Here is a 19770-nt window from a genome sequence, read left to right on the forward strand (position 1 = left end):
TCTAGGTTAATCACTCATCAATCATTTGATGAGTCTTGGGGGCTGGTGCTTTGCAGGCATCAACCTGCGGCACCAAACTAATATCGACACGACGGTTGAGCGCACGGCCTTCCGCAGTGTCATTTGTTGCAATCGGGCGTGTCGCCCCGTAGCCCTGAACCGCAAAGCAGGTGGGTGAGACGTCGCTGGTTGAGAGCATCCAGTCGCGTAGTGCTTCTGCGCGTTTAAGTGACAGCGTCTGATTAGCGTCGGCATCACCCGTAATATCGGTATGCCCTGCAACCACTATCAGCCAGCCGGGTTTGGCTTTGATGTCGATAAGCGCGTTGACCAGCATTTTGGTACTGCCCGGTTTGAGCTGGAACTTGCCCGTATCAAATAACGACAGCGCGTCGAGGCGTACCGTTGTTGCTACGCCCACTTCCTCTATCGCTGGCGGTGGGATATAGGCTTGAACAGCATCGAGTAGAGGCTGGTGCAGACGTTCCCCCTGATACAGCCCCAATCCCATACGCAGTGATTCACCATTACGGAACCACTCATTGAGCTGTGCAGCATCATGGCGTAATACCTCAACAGCTTTTGCTTTTGGGCCATAATCCGTCATGGCTATGCTGTGGTAATGGCGAATATCAAAACTCACACGGTGCAACAATTGTCGGTTTTGCCAGGCACTGCTGCACAAAGCCACTATTGCCGCCAGGGTCAGTAAAGTGACGCCATGGCGCAGCACCCGGCGACGTGACGACACACCACTGCCGAGGGGAAGTGTTGAAAAGACAAAATCTGGCAAAGGCAAGACGTCATGCGCAGCCGTCGACGGTGGATGCCAACCGGACACCTGTCTCAGCGAGGTATGGGCGGTTAGCCAATGTTGCCAGAGGGAGCTTTGCTCTATATCTGGCAGACCAGCAACCTGCTGCTGAATAATCTGCTGTACAGAGACCGGTGCCACATCCTCATTGCGCGCCTGCAACACCGGGAGCACTTGTGCTTTCAGCCAGTCATGATGGCAGCTGAACAACACTGTCTGTTTCAGTCGTTCCGCCTGTACAACATTGCTTTGTGCGCGCTGCCAGTCGGCCAGAGATCCCGGCGTCGAGATGGTTGACCAGAGCGTCAGCGGCGGAGTTTGCTGGTGTGACAGCCAAACCACATCACCGGTAAGCGAAGTGGCCACCGTGCTACTCACCAGCAAGGGAATGTGATGGCGGCTATCGCTACGCAGTTGCATCAGTTGCCAGCGCAGCTCTTGCAGATCGGTGGCCAGCAGGCGCTCATCGCTGCGTTGCTGTGGATTCACCACCACCATCACCGCCAACTGAGAGGCCCATTCAGGCCGCTGCCACAGAAGCTGTCGGGTAAACAGTTGTAGGCTGTTTATCTCATCCACTCGCAGCCAGCAGCCTTGCGCAGTCTGCAGCATCCTCTCGGTGCCAAATAATGATGCCAGACCATCACCACAGACCAGCACCACCGGTAAACGGTGGTTTTCAGGTGGAAGCGGATTTTCGGATGGTAGGGAGAATAGCGGTTCAGAGAATGCCATGTTCGGTTGACGTCTAGCCCGCCCTATTCCCACCAAGCAAATAAGGGCAACCAGCAACAGCATAAGCCAGCCGACTAACAGAGAGAAAGGCAGGAACGCCAGACACAATATGACCGCCAGAAGACCCGCCCATAGCCATAACCCATATCGCCACAGCGGACTCATCACATTGGCCCCGGTAACAATGTCGGTAACAAACCAGATAGCCAGTGGTCAAGACCCCACCACAGCAGCGCGACCATCAGCGCAGCCAACCCCAGTCGCACTGGCCAGTAACGCAGCCAGACCCCAAGACGGTTACGGGATGAGGCAGTTGCCAAGATCCCACGTGATGGTGAAAAGCTGAACGCCGGTACCCGTGCGGTCAGTTGGCTGACCAGTTGTTCCCGTTCAGGTACCGCAATAGAGCGATATCCCCCGAGGAACCCCAACATCAACACCCGGTGAAAACAGGTCAGTACTGCACTATCTGGTGCGGGCTCACGCAACACGGTGCGCATCTGCTCATAAAGCTGGTTACCGGCATCTAGAGTGTTGAAAAAATGCGCCTGCAAGGGCGAGTGACACCACACAAAGTAGGCATCATCCTGTACACCGCGGCCTTTCACAGTTTCATCCAGCAGAGCACATTGTGCGTACCTGATGTGCTGGCAACTTTGTTCGCTGTGGCCGGCGTCTTTCAGCGCCTGATGGACACGTTCAATGTCTGCAACACAGCGTTGCCAAAATGCCTGCCCTTCACCTTCGGAGCAGGCCATTCCCTGACGCAGGCTGATCACCTGCAGCCAGGTATCCTGTAGTAATGCATCAATATTCCCCGTAGGGGAGTGTTCAGTTATTTGATGGTTCATGCGCGCAACACCGCAAACAATTCCAGTTGGATCTCACCCAGCGTACCAGGCACATAGAACACACAAGCCCCTGCCTCCATCATCTGCTTCGCAGCAGGGTGGCTGAGATCAAGGGAGAAATACTGATTTTCCAGGCGCAATGGGATGGCGGCAGGGACATGACTCAGTGGACGCAATGGGATCCCGCTCAGTGCAACATTCACCACATTACCGACATCATCCGGCGCTCCGGCTTTACACAACTGCGGGAACTGGGTTTGTAACTGCGCTGAAGACAGAGTGGAACGTACCGACAGATAGAAATCGGCCCCCTCACGCAAGCGAGGATCACGCAGGGTCGCTCGCCACTGATTGATACGCGGTTCATGCTCCAGCTCAATCGCCACCACCCGAGAAGGGAGGCTGGCTTCCAGCAGAATATTCAGCAAAGCAAATAAGGGAGGAAAGACGCGGGTCAGGTGTTCATGCTGATAGGCTGGGATCGCTGTCACCTCGTGTTCAAGGGAAAACGTCAGCAAACTGCCCGCCAGTCTTGCCAGTTCCTGATACAGCCGTTCTGGGTGGATCTGTGGATAACGCTGAAAATTCCCCAGCACCGGTTCAGCGCTGTTAAGGGCATTGAGCAGCCAGAACAGCGACACATCCGCGACAGCAAAATCGGCCATTCGTGCATTGCTTTCCCGGCGCATGCCCATCAGTCGCTGTAAACGCGCCCGAAGCTGCACCATCAGTAATTCCAACTGTTCGCCACACCAGGCACTGGCCTGCAGGCTCAGCATAGGCGGGATAAAACGTGGGTCCAGTGTCCAGCGACCTTGCGCATCCCGCAGCAAACGCGCCACCGGGCAGACCTGATAATCGCCGTTTTCCTGACTGTCCAACCGCAGGGTCAGTTGGTGGTACATCACCGCGACCTGCTTTTTATCATCCCCATACTGATTTTGTACATCGCGCCAGGCCTGACGATGGCGCACGGGCCGTTCGCCCCGCTCATCGGGTTGCAGACAGTTCCCCCCGTTGGCATACAGTTGTGGCATCGCCAGCATAACCGTGGCTTCGGTGGCCTCCGGCGGCAGATTGGCGGCCAGTGTCAGTGTCGGGGGCAACACATCAGCACAATCGGTGTCCACCAGGACACCGTCCTGAAAACGAAGGTGCAAACGTTCTGCTTTCAGGCGGCCCTGAGCCAATGCATCTAATGCAAAAGTGGCCTGAAGGACTCCCCAGGGATGCATGACGCCCATTTGTGCGATGCATTCATTGGTCCAGGCCTCCCAAGAAGCCTGTTGTTGAAATTGCTGCGGGGAAATCAAAACTCCGCGAGTCCACAGAGGACGTTCAATCTTCATGGGTACTTCCTTGCGTACAATCATGCCCGATAAATTTCAAATTACGGCAAGGGCATTCACCCCGGTCATTGACTGGGGTGAATGGGCGTAGCCAACAATGCTGCAGTTTGAAAAATGATGACAATCAGGCTTTCGCCTTCGGCATCTGGGAAACCAATGACAGATTCACGTCCATACCTTCAACCTGGAAGTGCGGCACGGCATACAGCTTCACGCGGAAGAAACCGGGGTTGTCTTCGATATCTTCCACCGTGACTTTTGCATCACGCAGCGGATGGGAAGCCTGCAAGTCATCACCCGGATCAGTCATTTCCGTCACCAACCCACGGATCCAGTTATTCAGCTCCAGCTCCAACAGACGGCGGTCTTTGGTGGTGCCGATGTTCTCGCGCTGAATAAGCTTCAGGTAATGGGCAATGCGTGACAGCAAGAAGATGTATGGCAAGCGGGCATTAATACGGCTGTTGGCAGTGGCATCAGCGGTGTCATACAGCGCAGGCTTCTGGGCAGAGTTGGCCGAGAAGAAGCACGAGTAATCACGGTTTTTGTAGTACGACAGCGGAATAAAGCCCAGATTGGCAAACTCAAATTCGCGCGTTTCCGGGATCATCACTTCTGACGGGATTTTGACCTGATTACCGGTACCCAAATCGTACAGGTGAATAGGCAGGTTGGTCACCGCGCCACCGGCCTGCGGGCCACGGATCTGCACACACCAGCCGTTTTTGATGAAGCTTTTCACCATATTGGCGGCAAAGGCAAACGAGGCGTTGGTCCACAGATAACGGTCATGGTCCGGCCCTTTCACCTGCTCTACGTAGTTAAAGCTGCGTACCGGCACCGTGTCCGGGCCGTAAGGTAAGCGCCCCAGCACGCGCGGCATGGTCAGGCCGATATAGCGGGAATCATCTGAGTCGCGGAAGGCTTTCCACTTGATGTATTCGGCACGGTCAAAGTAGTTACCGATATCTTTGATGGCGGCCACTTCTTCCATGTTCTCTTTACCAAAGAACTCTGGACCCACTGAGCCAATAAACGGCATATGGGCTGCCGCGGCGACCTTGGAGATATTGCGCAATAGCGCGATATCTTGCGGGCTACGGTCGAACTCGTAGTTGGAGATAGCGGCGGCAATCGGTTCGCCACCGGGGGTGTCGTATTCCTGAATGTAAGTCTGGGTGTAGAGACCGCTTTGCACGATTTCAGGGGCGTCTTCAAAATCCTGCACCAGATGATCTTTACTGATATCCAGCAGTTCGATACGCACGTTTTGACGGAAATCGGTTTGATCGATAAGGGATTTCACGCCACGCCAGGTCGACTCCACCCGTTGGAAATCAGGGTGATGCATCACCGCATCCAACTGGCGACTGATTTGATCATCCAGCGCCGCAATGTGGCCATCCAGCAGGGTTTTATCCAGCTTTTCCACTTTTTTCGACGACTGCTTCAGCAGGTCTAAAAAGACACTGACGGCGGCAGTGACACGCTCATCAGTAGTGGCATCCGCCATGGTATCGTTGTTCTGGAAAGCATCCAGACCCGTCAATGAGGAGACTGGGCTCAGGTTGATTTTTTCAAATAAAGAGGCATAAACCCCCTGGGCTACGGGACGGTTTTTCTCTAATACGGTCGTCGTGTAGTGGTCAACTAAAATTGGCCACGGTAGTAGACTGTTCATAGAACAGCCGTTCGGATTCATTGGGCGTTAAGCCTCCGTTGTACCAGTGCGGGCGAAGTTCGCTGTAGTAACCCGTTATATATCGGGTGATTGCATTTCTGCCCTCCCCGAAGCTCTGGTAACCTGTCGTCGGTACCCATTCGGATTTCAGACTTCTGAAAAATCGCTCCATTGGCGCGTTGTCCCAACAGTTCCCACGCCGGCTTAGGCTCTGTTTTATCCGGTAACGCCACAGCAACTGACGGTATTTTTTACTGGTGTAATGACTGCCCTGATCGCTGTGGAACATCACTCCGCCTGGGCGTCCCCTGAGTTCCCATGCCATCTGTAACGCTTTACCCGTTAGCGCTGAGTCAGGTGAAAACGACATCGCCCAGCCTATGGGCTTGCGGGCAAACAGATCCAACACCACAGCCAGATAAGCCCAGCGCTTACCTGTCCAGATATAGGTCACATCGCCACACCAAACCTCATTCGGTTGGGTTACTGCAAACTGCCGCTCCAATAGATTCGATATATCAACATGCTCCTGCCCACCCCGTTTATATTTGTGTGTGGGACGCTGGCAACTTGTCATGTTCAGCTCTGCCATCAATTTTCCGGCAAGCCAACGCCCCAGTTTTACGCCCTTATTCGTCACCATTATGGCGATATTTCGGGCACCGGCTGACCCGCCGCTAGCATGCCAGACTTCGTTAACCAGGCTGCGTTTAATGGTGCGCTCGACATCTGGGACGCGTTCTCTGTTATGCCAGTACCGATAGCTGCTACGCTGAACATCAAAAGCCTTACACAGTGCTTTTACCGAATAAAGCGCTCTCAATTTATCGACTATCGCGAACTGTTCAACGAGTCCGACATCAAGAGAGCGGTGGCCTTTTTTAGAATTTCGTTCTCCATTTCAAGACGTTGAATCCTTTTCTTCATTTCCCGAAGTTCTATTTGTTCAGGCGTCAGTGGAAGCCCAACGGGGGTTTTACCCTGACGTTCCAATCTGAGCTTACCCACCCATCGGCTAAGGGCGGAAAGACTGACATTCATGGCTTTAGCGGCCTCCGAATGAGAGTATTTCTGGTCAACAACCAGCTTTGCCGCTTCGAGTTTGAATTCAGCCGTGAAATATTTGGTCATGGATCACCTGTAAAGTTATTGAGGCAAGAATAACACCTCTGGTCAGGTGGCCAAATTCACTATGCCACTACATCGCAGTACCCTGCGCACTGTTTTCCTGTACAGACATCAGCATGTTCCTTTTCTTCTTTCTACAAGCAGCCAATCCGGCGATTAACAGTCTTTGGGGGCCAATGCCGCCAGTTCAGCACGCAGCTCATCGCTCAATGCTTCGTCTTTGAGGATGTTTTCCAGCTCACGGCGGAAGGTGGCGTTGTCCAGCAAATTGGACTTGAGATCACGCAGCAGATTGCGCATTGCCAGCAAGGCACGCAGTTGTGGGATTTGACGGGCGACACTTTCCGGCTCGAAATCTTTCATGTCGTTGAAGGTCAGAGATACGGCGGTATCGGTATTATCCCCTGCCAAAGTATCAGGCACCGTTAATTTCAGGCTCGGTTGGAACTCGGCCAACACGCTGTTGAAATTATTTTTATTGATATTAAGCTTTTCACGTTCGGACAGCGGACGCTGTTCCTGACCGTTGCTGTAATCGCCCATCACCAGAAGTTTTAAAGGTAGTTCGACTTTCTTCTGGGCACCGCCGGTGTGGAGGTCTAATTTAATATTAATACGCGCTTTGGGTATCTCATTTTGGAAGCTTGACGAGGCCATTGACTTTCCTTGTTAGAGGACGGGAATTTAGGAAATCCACCCCTGAAAAGATGCGTAAAAATAATCGGCATCACCTGGAACAATACGGCGCGTGTCAAGGTAGTTGTCGCCTCAGTTAATTCATGCGGCCAACGTTTCACGTTCCGGATTTAACCAGACCTCATCCTGCCGGTGCCAGTTTCTCGTTGAACCTGACCACCGATGTGGATTCTGCATTTTCGCCGCTTCATAGACCGATTTACGCTGCGCCAGTAGTGCCCGATCTTCACCTCTGTGTCGTTGCCCTGGTGTGACGTAACGGATACCACTGTGCCGATGTTCTTCGTTATACCAGCCAACGAAGGTTTCTACCCACGCCTGCGCATCCTCCAGCGTCGCGAAGCCCTTCTCCGGCCAGCTCGGCACGTATTTCAACGTCCTGAACAGCGATTCAACATACGCGTTATCGTTGCTCACCCGTGGCCGGCTGTGCGACGGGGTTATCTTAAGTTCCGCAAGCTTTACCTGCAGCACCTGTGACTTCATCGGGGCTCCGTTATCCGCATGCAGTACCAGCGGCTCCTGCCAACAGCGTTCGCTCAGCACTGTCCGATTCATCAGCTCTGCCGCATGCTCACCACTTTCAACCAAGTGAACCTCGTGACCGACGATTTTGCGGCTGAACACGTCTTCTATCAGGTACAGATAGAACCAGTGTCCTGCCGTCAGCGACCTCAGCCAGGTAATATCCCATGACCACACCTGATTCGGTGCCGTCGCCCTCCAGGTCGATAGCGGCTTGCTTTGCGCTACCCTCTGCCGACCACGGTGCGTTGTTTCGCCAGCACGTCTTAGTATCCGATAAAACGTTGACTCACTGGCGATATAGCGCTTTTCATCCGCCAACAAAGGAACGATTTGCGTCGGTGGCAGGCTGGCGAACCGCAGTTCATGACAGAGGGCTAAAACCTGTTGTTCCTCTTCGGCAGTGAGTTTGTTCTTCGGGATGGGCCGTGACGCCGTGGGTCTGCGGTCATGCGTCCCTTTTCCCCAACGCTGTAATGTTCGCTCACTAAGCCCAATAGACTGGCAAGCCTCGCTCAGCCTCGCGCCTGCAGCAACGGCTTCCTTTACGATTGTCATCAATCGCAGCCTGTCCGGAGTCGGCGTCATTCGTCCCCGTTTTCCTCGACGAACAACGCCTTGAACTTTTTTTGCAATATCAGCAATGCCGCAGCCTCAGCCAACGCCTTATCCTTGCGGGCAATTTCACGCTTAAGCTGATGAATTTCGTTTTGCTGTTTCTTGACGAGTGCTTTCTCTTCACGCGGATCTGGCTGCATTATCTCATTCTTCCACTGCTGAATTTGCTCAGGGTAGAGCCCTTTACGGCGACAGTACTCAGCAACAGCATGGGCGGAAAGAGGTGCCGTTTCAACCAGGATGGCAAAACGAGCCTCACGGGACCATTGCTGCGGGGTTTTTACCTCAACGTGGGTGCTCGCGGTCGAAATACCTGCCTTGGAGCGCCAGGTGTAAAGCGTATTGACAGGGATCCCCTCAGAGCGTGCAATCTGAACAACCGGCTGATTGTGTGGTGGCATCATTCTGGCAATCACAGCGGCTTTAAGCTCAGGTGAATACGTTTTCATTCTTGTTGTCTCCAGCCCCTTGGATGTTTTCAGTTAGAGGCGACAACTACCCTGACATGGGGGGAATAGCCATCGCTCACCAATAAACCGTGGCAATGAAATTAAGGAAAATAATTGTTCGTAGATAACCTTCGCATTCGCAGGATGGCATAACACAGTATCTGACAGGTATTTTTCACACACATAAGTATATCGATTAAATACCCAGTGGCGGCAGTGTAAAAACATTAGCCAGGTAACACCAATGGGTTAAATGTTACAAAATGTTACAAAATGTAACTATTAGCATTTCAGAAAAAATGCAACATCACATTGAAGAATAAGAAGTTTCTTGTTAGGTAAGAAAAAATCCTTGTGCCTTAGCACGTTAAAAATCATCATGAAATTTAAACCAAGACTGCACGAAATGCATTGTAGGAATGGTCCTACATTTTATTTTTTTAAGAGTGTGATCTGGCGCCAGAGTATTTCACAACAAAGAGGGATAAAGAGGGACCTAACGGTTATCACAATGAATCAGTTAACTGTTAATAACGTAAAAATGACTTATCGATATATAATTTCATTGAATGATACATGCAGTACCAGAAAATAGAGGTATGTGGCAGATTTATACCGATGAGAAACTGCTGTGCAGCGAAAAATACGATTATCAACGCAGTTGGTAATACAAGTAAAAAATGATATCCGAGAACAATCCGGTTTCGGTTGTACGGAGTTGACTCTCTCCAGCGTCAGCCACGCTAAGTGTATAGCTAGGTGATAAATGTATAAAATCAATTACATAGGTCAATAAGTTGATATTGATCACTTAATCAGCTCGCCTCAGCAAGACTAATCCTATGAAAATCATCACTGGGCGATCATTTTTAATACAGCCAAACCTGGCATTTGCCAGAAAAATCCGCCCCTCCCTACCCCGATAACCATCAATTTACCTCGTCAGCATAATGCTGTACGGTCCGGGTGGATTCAGAACGAAGGTTAAAAGAGAGCTGTACCATCGTAGCGACAAGTCCCAAATTATCGACAAAAAAACTCTCTTGATTTTGGCACCATCTAGATTACGCCAAACACGCCTCATTAATATGAAAACGATACGATTGTATTCTTTTTCCATTTTTATCTTTTTCATTATTGAGTTATTATGTGCATTAACCGTTTTGATGCTGAGCTTGATTATCTGGGCTATAGTCACTGGGTTAATACCTAACTTTAAATAACACATAACGGTGCGTTCCTTGCCCATGAGTGCGTTCTCACTGGCCGGGTAACTCATTGCATTACTTTCAGCTTGTAACTCTTTTCCCTCCAGTAAACCAATAGTACTCTGGATTATATTGTCAATTATATTATTACTGTAATTACCATATATAATGCCTGGGTTATTATCAGGTAATTTACCGTCGGCAGCTAAACCCTGACTATCATTCAAGAACACAATAAATAATGTATGTTTTTGTTACCCTGAGTATCCCGAACATGGCGTTCACAATAGCGTTGTGTATCCTGCTTTGAAACCAGATTTAATACTTGTGTTTTTTTAGCCAGAATAATAGATGAATCATTAAGTATTAATTCAGTTATCTTATCTAAATGCTTGGATAGTTCAGATTGCAATGCTAAAGAGAAAAAGATATTTTTTTATGAATAACCACCATAACGCATTTGTTCATAAACCCTCTTGGGAGATCTGCTGGTATCTCGGTAATTCTCAACATAAAAATTTAAATCGTATCGATGACACCTAAACACACCTAATGACAACTACAACAAACACCCTAAAAACAGCATTTATTCTATTTCAAGATCAACAATGCGGCAACATACGCCACAAATTAGCAGATATATAGTTTTTTACTCCAAAAATTAAATAAAGGAAGATGCTATACATCTTAAAATATAGCCAATAGTAGCTTGTACATTTTTTAATATCGGAATTCAAAAAAAACTTAAACCGCACTCAGCCATTCCCTAAAAATACAAATTGACAATAAATTATTTAAAGTTTAAATATGCGTTCACTATAACTACATTCAAAATTTATTATAACTCGCTGAGATCATCATTAATAAGAAAAGCCATGTACTTGCCGGTAGAATTGGGAAATGTATGTTGTATGTTAAGAACAACTCCACCTATCCTGCCACTGAGCAGCTAATCAACCACGTTAAAAACGATTTACATTAAGATGAAATAGACTGCAAAAATGATAATAACGAGATTTTTTATCTAAAAGGAAGTAATTATTATAAATTTAATCAACTTACCTTTATTGGTATCTGTGCAAAAAAAGAAGACAGTGATTACCCTTCTTGCAGAACGATCAGGATTAACTCGGGAGAAGCACGATGAAAAAAAGGTTACCTTACCGTGGTTTACCTGACGATATTAGCTGCCGTCGCCATTTTCTGGGTCTATCAACTATTGCCTAAAGTTGTTTTACAGTGCGATTCTGAGCTATACCTGAAAAAACATTAATACCTATGATTCTGTTTCATTACTGGCAGATATGAGTATCTTTTTATCCCGCAATGGTGAGGGTTTTATAAAATTCACCGGAACGGCGCAGGATAAAACATCATCATATATATTAAATCGCGCTCTGCCATTCAACTACACCACCTTGGATAATAACGGTGTTTATACAGTCAACTTCACCACTCAAATTATAAGAGCTATTGATGATGTTCCAGATAATGTCTGGTCGAAATTCATTCAGACAACACGTGATGATGTACAGTATCTTGTCAGTGTAAAGAATATAGATAAAAACCTCTATGTCATTAATGGGTTATCATCTCCTGTGTTAATTTGTGCAACCCCCTGAATGACATCCCCTATCGCCAAAAGAAAGCCCCTTTATTTCTATGATTAATGAAGCAACTCGAGAGGTTGTGAGGTATTTGTCATTTTACCCATCACAAAAGCCAGATTGGCAGCGGCGACCAGCGAAGCGGCGTGGGCATCGGTACTCATCTGTTGTGCATTCAACAAGCCATTGGCCGCTTCGTTAGCGACCGTGATGGTACCTACACCATTAAGATAAGATTCCAGTGCAGCGTCATAGGTGATAAATGACGTTTTCACCAGATTGAGTGCCGCCTGATTAGACTCAAGTGCCGAGTGCAAAGTATCCGCCGCCACCACGATTTCACGCACCGCCAACTCCTGAGTTTTCTTAAATCCTTCCGCTGCAACTGCCGCACGAGACTCCGCCTCTTTGACCCGCGCCGCCCGTATCCCGCCATCGTAAAGAGGAACACTGACCCCCACCAAAATGCTAGAGGATGAAGTCTGCTGGCTAATCCCAGGTAGACCCTGAATATCAAAGCGCCCATCACCGCCTGCGACTGCTCCGGCAAGATAGACTTTTGGCAAAAAGTCGGCCTCAGTGGCTTTGATACCTGCCTTGGCAGCTTCAACCGCCGCATAGCTAGCTAACACATCAGGCCGCTGGGAAAGGGCCAGACGAATCATATTTTCGGTCGGCGTGCTGGCAACATCTGGCAAAGCGCGGTCTTCGGCATAAGCGATGTTGATATCTAATGAGGGAGAAACCCCCATCGCCCCCAGTAATGCCTGATAAGCATCACGTTCCGTACCTTTTGTCATTACGCGGCGCAGTTCAGACTGTGCCACCTGTTGGCGCGCCAACGCCACTTCGACGGTGGTGGCAATACCATTTTTTTGACGTTGTTCGGCAGCATCTTGAATCTTTAAGCTATTTTTCAGCGTTTGCTCTGCTATCTGCCTCTGGGTCTGCGCGGCACCATATTGGAAATAAGTCCGTGTGACATCGTAGATTAGCTTCTGATGCATCCCATTAAAGCTAACATTGGCGGCATAAGAGGTTTGTTTAGCTGCGTCAAGTAATGCACTACGCTGCCCGAAATCAAAGATAAGCCACTGTAATGCCAGCGCCGGAACAACTGCGCTCCCGGAGGTATTGACATCCTTATGGCTGCCAATCGCGTAAGGTAACGGTGTGCTGGTACTCTGGTAGCCACCAATAACACTGGCTGAAATGATCGGTAAAAATACCGCCTCCCCCATGCCGACAGCCAATGCAGCCTGTCGCGCTTGCTGCCAGGCAATGCGGGTATCTGGATTCTGATTCTGGGCAATATCAATCAGCTCAGGTAATGAGTAAAGATGTCCGCTCTTTATTGCCGGTGGCTGAGGAAGTTCTGCCACCAGCGGATTAGCTGGCACAGAGAAATTACCCGCGCCCGCAGCACTGCCCGTATTGGCATCCGTGACCCAAGGTTCGGAATAGGAGGCTGGCGCGAGGTCAAGTCGCTCAGTGGCACACCCCGTAATCAATATGCATAAGCCAGCCGCCGTGCAAATAAGGCCCATTTTGGCTATCCTGGCCATTAGTACCGCGTGAGTCGTCATGTCATCAAGTTCCCAGAAGTTCCCCGAGTCTTTTTATACGTTGCCCAATAGTCAGTTCAACTGGCGATAACCCCTGCCATGAAGATTCTCTCTCTGGCACGTGCTCGCCTTGTTGCGCGGTAATGTCACCGACAAGCGAGAGCTGACGCAGTTGTTCCACATCAGACGCCGACTTTTCAGTCGGTAGAAACAGCACTGGGCACAATTTACTCATTTCTGCCAGTATCGCGTACAAGCGTGCGCACTCTTCTCGTGAAGGGCGTAATTGTGCTGGCTCAAAGGGAACCAGTGCCAGTTCTTCTCGCGCTTGGGTAATCTCCGCCTCAATGGTTGTCGCTTCTCTTAGTGCCGCAGGCCGTGCATCAGGCGACAGCGCTGCCAAATTTGTCAGTCCCGTCAACGTGTTACTAATATGTATGCGCACCGCATCTACAATAGCCACCGGCCACAACCGGGTAAAAATCAAATACACCACCAGATTACCCAGTAAGATCCCAAGCACCCTATCGAGTGCCACCCCCAGATCTGTACTTGGCCCGAAGCCTTGCAACACCGTCAGCAGGAATGCCAGCCCGACCTGCACACCGGCATAAGCGATACGCTCGCTGCCACAGGAAACCCAAGCGGCCAATAGAATGCAGCCAAACACCAGCGCCATCAATTGACCAATATCGCTCAGGTAGGGAATAATGAAAATGATCGCCAGAACCCCCATTAACGCGCCGATCAAGCACCCGATAATCCGCAGTACCAGTTTATGCACTGTCTCACCGGTGGTACCTAACGCCGCGACATAGCAGGTGATCATGGCAGTATGGATATCCTGCCAATCCAATGCGGTATAGACCAGATAGCAAATTAGGGCGGCGGCGGTCGTCTTTAGCGCAAAACGCTGATGAGCAGGATTGGTCAGTGCATCTGCGGCAAAGAATGAGGATTTCGGGGCAGCCAAATCTTGCCCATTATCCGCATTCGCCAGTGCTAGCAGTGCGTTTCTGATTTCATTGATCTCATCACCCGCATTCTCAATAGCAAAGTGAGGGGTAACAGCAAGATTGCCCGCCGCTATCGCCTGTGCCGCATCGCAACAGTAGCCCGCGAGTTCAATACGCTCATTCTCTGGTGAGCCAGCAGATAAAGCTGACGTTGCCAATAGCAGGCGATAACTGCTTTTTACGGCACTTTCCAACCAGGCTGCTTCAGACGAGGGGCGTAGATGGAAGATACGTACAAAAAGCGCCCGCTGTTGATGCTCATTTTGCCCTTCCTGTAGTAGCTCGGTTAGCTTAGCCATATTGGTGGCATCGGGTTGGCGCAATGTCTCGGCTACGGTGAAAAGTCGCTCGGCTAAACTGGCCCGCAATAACGTCTGGGGTGCCCGGCCAAAGAAAAGGTTAAAGCCAATAATCAGCAACATCGGGGAAACCGCCATTAACCAGGCATACAACAGCCCCCGCGTTGCTACCTCACCCATAGGTATATCACTGAGCAGCGTCATCACAAACGCAATAACCAGCGCAATAATACTCCCCACCGGGCCGAGCTTACTGGCTGAGCCAAGATAGAGAAACAAAAACGAACTGACAATCAAGGCTGCCATGCGCAGTGGCGCGGCTTCCAACGTGAAATGAATAAGCAGAAACACCAGACCAACCACCAGCGACACCAGAATGGTGATAGCAATCGCCATCACCATGCTTTCTACGCCATCCGGTTTCATGACGAAAATAATCAGATAGCAACTGATCGCGGATTCCGGGATGCCATACACCATGGCAACCATAGCCATCAATGCACAGAGTGCAGCAACCCGCCAGGCCATCGCCACTCGCCCAGGGAAATAGGCTAAATCCGCTTTTGCCTGACGGATTATGCCACCGAGCGTACCGTCAGCAACCGTCGTCATTGCGCACAACAACCACAGCAGTCGCCCCGATTCGCATCAGGTCCTCCGGCGGTTTTTCCAGACTGATTCTCACTGGGAAACGCTGAACAACACGTACCCAATTTAATGATTTCGGGACATAAGGCAGACCACGTGGAATATTCAGCATATCCTCAGAGCTGACACCCCAACCAATCCCCTCAACTCGCCCCTGAATCGCACGCTGTCTGTCCGCCATGACATACACGGTAGCGCAATCCCCCACGTTGATATGCTTCAATTCCGTTTCACGGAAAAAGGCCGAGGCATGCCAATGTTCAGTATTGATAAGGGTAAAAATGGCCTGATCCGGGACGATAAACTCCCCGGCCGAGACCGTCAGCCCCACCACCCGACCATCATGGGGGGCACGTACTTGTGTATTCGCCAGCTCCCGTTCAGCAATAGCCAGCGCCGCGCGCCGTGCGACTACCAACGCTTCAGCGGCCGCAGTCGTGCTGACTAAAGCCTCCGCAGCAAATGACTGTTTTAATGCCTGTTTCAGGCTGACCTCGGCGTCGTGTTTCGCCGTCGCCGCATCATCGACCTGCTGGGCGGTGACATAACCTTTAGGGAGCAGAGGTTGTAGCCGGGCCAATGTCTGAGTCGCTAACTTGAGATTGGCTTGCGCCCGTACAATTTGTTCATTGGTAATCGCGGCATTGGATTGTTCAGCGACCACCGTCCGTTGCTGGGTATCGCGAGCAGCCTCTGCCATTTGCAATTCAGCTTGCGCCTGTGCGACTTGCAGCCGATAGAGATCCGGCTCGATGGTAAACAGCAGGTCACCCCGCCGAACTTTGCTGTTTTCCACGACATTAATCGAGATAATACGGCCAGGTACCGAACTGGCAACATGCACCACACTGGCCCCTAATTCTGCATCTTCAGATAATGGATTCAGTGTAGTCTGCCGCACGGAAAGCCAGCCTGATATCACTGCCGCGACGATGATAACGCCGGCGACGATGAGCGCCAGTTGCCGCTTACGCCCACTCCCTGATAGTTTATTCATATTCATCATTCATCGTGTAAACAGTAATAGGGAACTGATAAATGCCACAGCAAGCGCCAGGCAGACATACACCAACAGCCGCCATGGCAGCACCTCATCAATACCCATCCGAATAAACAGAATGCGAGCCATCACCGCCACAACTATTCCGATAAAAGCGCACGCCATCCAGGAAGGAAAGTAAGAGCCCACCAATGAAAATGAAGGCGCCGCTACGCCGGTGCAGCCGCTCAGAGCAATAACCGATAACAGAACTAACGACCCGCGCCATAAGTTCAGGTTGGTACTCGCTAACCCCCTGAAAAAAAACCACTCTGGCTTCCTAAGGGAAGTCATATCATTCATTATTCGGCCTCAGTTAATGTGGCGTTAACAGGCAGAAAAACAGCTATTCGATCATAAAAAGTCACTACAGATCGCTGCCCAACGTATTTTTGAAGATTTGCCCATCTTTCATAATGAGCCTGAATGCTTTCTCTGGCCGAGCAATGAGTTGAATATCACTCAGTGGATCACCATCAACCAGAATCAAGTTAGCCAGTGCGTCATTCTCTACCACACCCAACTTACCGGGATACGGGTTTCTTGGACCGGAGAAGGCACAGAGTTCAGCATTAACGCTGGTGGCCATCTTGAGAATTTCAAGCGGTGAGTACCAGCGAGTCAGCTTGGCCAATTGAGCACCCTGTCGGGTTGCCAGTCGGGCATCGAATAATGTATCGGTGCCCCACGCTGTCTTGATGTTATATTTTTTCGCCAACCTATAGGCCGTATCAGTACCGGCAACCATCTCAAGCTGCTTGGCACGTGATGCCGGACTGGCCATTGGCACCGCATCCTCGTCATCAAGGAAGGGTTGCAAGCTCCACCAAATGCCTTTTTCTGCCATTAACTGGACGGTCTCCTCATCCACCAACTGGCCGTGTTCGATACATTTAACCCCACCTTTAATCGCCATGGTGACCGCCCGTGCCGTATAAGCATGGACGGTGACATAGGTACCCCAATTCTCAGCCGCCGTAACTGCCGCTTGAATCTCTGGTACCGATCCCTCGGTCACACTTATAGAGTCATACATAGAGGCTACACCACCCCCTGCCATGTATTTGAGTTGCGACGCGCCTCGCATCAATTGTTCTCTGGCACGCAGTAACACCTGATCGGCACCATCGGCAATCGCCGTCATACCTACGCGTTCGGCATAACTCAAGGGGTCTGATGGCGTATGCGGTAATTCACCAATCAGACGGAAATCGCCGTGCCCACCAGTTTGAGTGATAAATGCGCCGGAAGGATAGATGCGTGGCCCGACCGTCACCTGCTCATCAATGGCGCGTTTCAAGCCAAAAACCGGCCCGCCCATATCACGCACCGTGGTGAAACCACGCATTATAGTCGCCTGCGCCTCTGCAATTGCCAGCGCCTGGATATAATTAAAATCTGCTGTCATCGCCGTCATCATTGATGGCCGAGCCATAATGGCGTGCCAGTGTGCGTCGATCAGCCCTGGCATCAATACACCGCCACCACCGTCTATCCGTTCCACATCCGGTGGCAATGCTTTATCAGCCGGCTCTACCGACTTGATCCTGTTACCTTCCACTAATACTTGCAATCCATCGCGCAAATGGTCTGAAACACCATCAAAAAGGCGAATATTAACAAAGGCCATCACACGCACAGTATTGGCCGCGACATCTCTTCTTTGCTGAGTCGCGCCTGGGATCGCCGCAGCAACGGTTGCCGCTGTTATAGGGGCAGAATGAGCAGCTTTCTGAGCAAACACCGTATTGATACGAACGAACGCCGGACTATGGCAAAGACAACAATCAGAATGAGTGTGGGGAAGCGCTATCAAAGGCATATGAGGCATTGTGTTCTCCTTATATGAACTCTCCCTCCATCAATAACTAGAGGGCCGGTTCTCAATCATAGAACAAATTTATTACGTAACGACTTATTTTAATGGAAAAAATCAACCAGAAATCGTGACAATGCTCTGATCCTGACATGATAAAGCGGATGTTGCCGTGATGAACCGACCTAAGCACGCCCTGCAAGTAGAACGTGCTTTTTACTCATTTCTGCTGTGCCGCCCACCAGGATAATAAGCGTAAACAAGAGGAGTAATAGTCTTCTTCTGGTTGTAATACTGCCGTTAATTGAGCAGCATCACCTAAGGTAAGATCCCGTATCGCCAGCATCCCAGGTGTCAGTGCATATTCCGCGGTAGCCCCCGTAACAACATTGACCCATGCCGGTGTTTTTAAACGCGAAAAACCTTGCCAATAGCCAATAAAAGGCGCCAATGTACTGCCATTATGTCCTCCCCAACTGAGATATAATGGAATACGCACCGCATCAAAACTAAAACGTGCAGGCCAACCATTGGCTGGTGCGAAACTACCATCCGACTGCAATGACACCCAATCAGTCGGCAAATTGACTTTGCCAAGCTTCATCGCTGATAACTGCTGGATAGCATCGTCATTCAAGTCTTTCCATATTTTCAAATGACTGTATTGGTAGAATGCATTCCAGGCTGGAAATATGTAATAAGACGGGTTGATCACAACATAACTGGTATGATTAAAACTTGCAGAGCCTGGCAATAATACATGATAACCGGCAAAGTTAATGACCGTGTGCTTAATAATAGCATTCTGTATCTGATTAGATTGACTCGTATAGTCGCGATTGTGCCATTTATCCCCAGCCAGTAATAATGCCCAAGCAATCAATATATCGCCATCTGTAGCATTATTTTTATCCGCAACTTTTACTTTAGCATTCGGCTCATAACGCCATGAAAATAATCCGGTATCTGCATTGTATAATGTCTTTTGAGTCCAACCCAATAATGAATCAAAGGTAGGCCGGTCATCATTGAATACGGCAAGTAGCATACCAAAACCTTGCCCTTCGGTATGGCTGATATCATGGTTACCCGTATCAACAATTCGGCCATCGGGCTTAAGAAACCGGCTTTTAAATTGTTCCCAGCCGGGCTGATAAGCCTGTACCCCGGTGGAAAACAGTAGGCCAAATAGCACACCGGCGGTAACAACAACACGCATGACCTTCATAATTAGCATAATATGCCTCAAATGCCGTTTTTATAACGGAACACTAATGGACCTTCGGTTTTATTATCCAGCCAACGGACATTCACTTCTGACTGCCCTCCCTGCTGCCTGAGCCACTCCTTATAAATACCTTCCAAAAATGTTGCAAATGCAGTTTTCCACTGCGACTGTTCAGTCAGATTGTCCGTGTCCGGCCATGCACAGTGACTTAACTGCATTTCCTGTTCATTCGCGGCAATGCGCAAAAATCCCCAATGATATCTGGACCATAGATGATTAATTTGATCTTCAAACTCACCCACGGTCTGACTTATCGGTAAGGGGTTATGCTGTGCCAGTTGAGTCCCCATGTTGCGGATAAAAGCCCTGCCATCCGCACTGTCAGCATTAGCCTGAATACCTGAAAAAAGCACTTGCACCACATTTTGCCATCCCGGCTGATGCTGCTGCTGACGGTAATAATCCTGTTGTTCCGAAAGATAGTTATTCTCTTGCATG

16 protein-coding genes are annotated in these 19770 nt (G+C 49.9%); 1 reads left to right on the forward strand and 15 read right to left on the reverse strand.

What is annotated here, in order from left to right; all coding sequences use genetic code 11:
* Positions 1–10: 10 nt before the first annotated feature.
* The 8 genes from ACWJJO_RS18970 to ACWJJO_RS19005 all read right to left on the reverse strand — a co-directional run bounded on the left by ACWJJO_RS18970 (position 11) and on the right by ACWJJO_RS19005 (position 10125).
* Positions 11–1714, reverse strand: a complete 1704-nt coding sequence (locus ACWJJO_RS18970; protein ID WP_481091400.1) for an OmpA family protein — start codon at positions 1712–1714, stop codon at positions 11–13.
* Positions 1714–2400, reverse strand: coding sequence for a type VI secretion system protein TssL, short form (gene tssL / locus ACWJJO_RS18975; protein ID WP_083162569.1), 687 nt, complete (start codon positions 2398–2400; stop codon positions 1714–1716). The genes ACWJJO_RS18970 and tssL overlap by 1 nt, the downstream gene beginning before the upstream one ends.
* Positions 2397–3749, reverse strand: a complete 1353-nt coding sequence (gene tssK / locus ACWJJO_RS18980) for a type VI secretion system baseplate subunit TssK (RefSeq protein WP_050292348.1) — start codon at positions 3747–3749, stop codon at positions 2397–2399. Before tssK ends, tssL begins: the two co-directional genes overlap by 4 nt.
* A 124-nt stretch (positions 3750–3873) precedes the next feature.
* Positions 3874–5430, reverse strand: a complete 1557-nt coding sequence (tssC, locus tag ACWJJO_RS18985) for a type VI secretion system contractile sheath large subunit (protein WP_481091401.1) — start codon at positions 5428–5430, stop codon at positions 3874–3876.
* Positions 5396–6561 (reverse strand): IS3 family transposase gene (locus ACWJJO_RS18990; protein ID WP_481090614.1). Its coding sequence is split into 2 segments (ribosomal slippage): positions 5396–6306 and positions 6306–6561, totalling 1167 coding nucleotides; the frame shifts between segments, so codons are not numbered across the junction. Before ACWJJO_RS18990 ends, tssC begins: the two co-directional genes overlap by 35 nt.
* A gap of 153 nt (positions 6562–6714) precedes the next feature.
* Positions 6715–7215, reverse strand: a complete 501-nt coding sequence (gene tssB, locus ACWJJO_RS18995; RefSeq protein ID WP_083162567.1) for a type VI secretion system contractile sheath small subunit — start codon at positions 7213–7215, stop codon at positions 6715–6717.
* Between the two features lie 120 nt (positions 7216–7335).
* Positions 7336–8846, reverse strand: a protein-coding gene (locus ACWJJO_RS19000; RefSeq protein ID WP_481090522.1) for an IS3 family transposase whose coding sequence is annotated in 2 segments (ribosomal slippage) — positions 7336–8411 and positions 8411–8846 — 1512 coding nt in all. Because the reading frame shifts where the segments join, the coding sequence is not laid out codon by codon here.
* Positions 8847–9780: 934 nt separating this feature from the next.
* On the reverse strand, positions 9781–10125 hold the full coding sequence (locus ACWJJO_RS19005) for a helix-turn-helix transcriptional regulator (RefSeq protein ID WP_481091610.1): 345 nt from the start codon (positions 10123–10125) through the stop codon (positions 9781–9783).
* Between the two features lie 1233 nt (positions 10126–11358).
* Between ACWJJO_RS19005 and ACWJJO_RS19010 the strand changes: the two genes are divergently transcribed.
* Positions 11359–11676, forward strand: coding sequence for a FidL-like protein (locus ACWJJO_RS19010; RefSeq protein WP_442820505.1), 318 nt, complete (start codon positions 11359–11361; stop codon positions 11674–11676).
* A gap of 44 nt (positions 11677–11720) precedes the next feature.
* Here the strand turns inward: ACWJJO_RS19010 and ACWJJO_RS19015 are convergent, their stop codons facing one another.
* The 7 genes from ACWJJO_RS19015 to bcsD form a co-directional block, all read right to left on the reverse strand.
* Positions 11721–13247 (reverse strand): TolC family protein, encoded by a 1527-nt coding sequence (locus tag ACWJJO_RS19015; protein WP_442820504.1) that lies wholly within the window; start codon positions 13245–13247, stop codon positions 11721–11723.
* 4 nt (positions 13248–13251) lie between these two features.
* Complete coding sequence (locus ACWJJO_RS19020) at positions 13252–15153, reverse strand: FUSC family protein (protein WP_193784777.1); 1902 nt, start codon at positions 15151–15153, stop codon at positions 13252–13254.
* On the reverse strand, positions 15137–16186 hold the full coding sequence (gene mdtN, locus ACWJJO_RS19025; protein WP_083164071.1) for a multidrug transporter subunit MdtN: 1050 nt from the start codon (positions 16184–16186) through the stop codon (positions 15137–15139). Before mdtN ends, ACWJJO_RS19020 begins: the two co-directional genes overlap by 17 nt.
* A 9-nt stretch (positions 16187–16195) precedes the next feature.
* Positions 16196–16531 carry a YtcA family lipoprotein gene (locus tag ACWJJO_RS19030; protein WP_193784776.1) on the reverse strand — a complete coding sequence of 112 codons (336 nt, stop codon included), beginning with the start codon at positions 16529–16531 and terminating at the stop codon, positions 16196–16198.
* 64 nt (positions 16532–16595) lie between these two features.
* A complete protein-coding gene (locus ACWJJO_RS19035) occupies positions 16596–18059 on the reverse strand; it encodes a metal-dependent hydrolase family protein (protein WP_481091402.1) in 1464 nt (487 codons plus the stop codon).
* Positions 18060–18264: 205 nt separating this feature from the next.
* Positions 18265–19281 (reverse strand): family 8 glycosyl hydrolase, encoded by a 1017-nt coding sequence (locus tag ACWJJO_RS19040; RefSeq protein WP_083162557.1) that lies wholly within the window; start codon positions 19279–19281, stop codon positions 18265–18267.
* Positions 19282–19289: 8 nt separating this feature from the next.
* The gene (bcsD, locus tag ACWJJO_RS19045; RefSeq protein WP_083162555.1) at positions 19290–19769 is read right to left on the reverse strand and encodes a cellulose biosynthesis protein BcsD; all 480 of its coding nucleotides are present in this window, start codon (positions 19767–19769) and stop codon (positions 19290–19292) included.
* Position 19770 lies beyond the last annotated feature (1 nt).

Source organism: Yersinia antarctica (assembly GCF_056636475.1).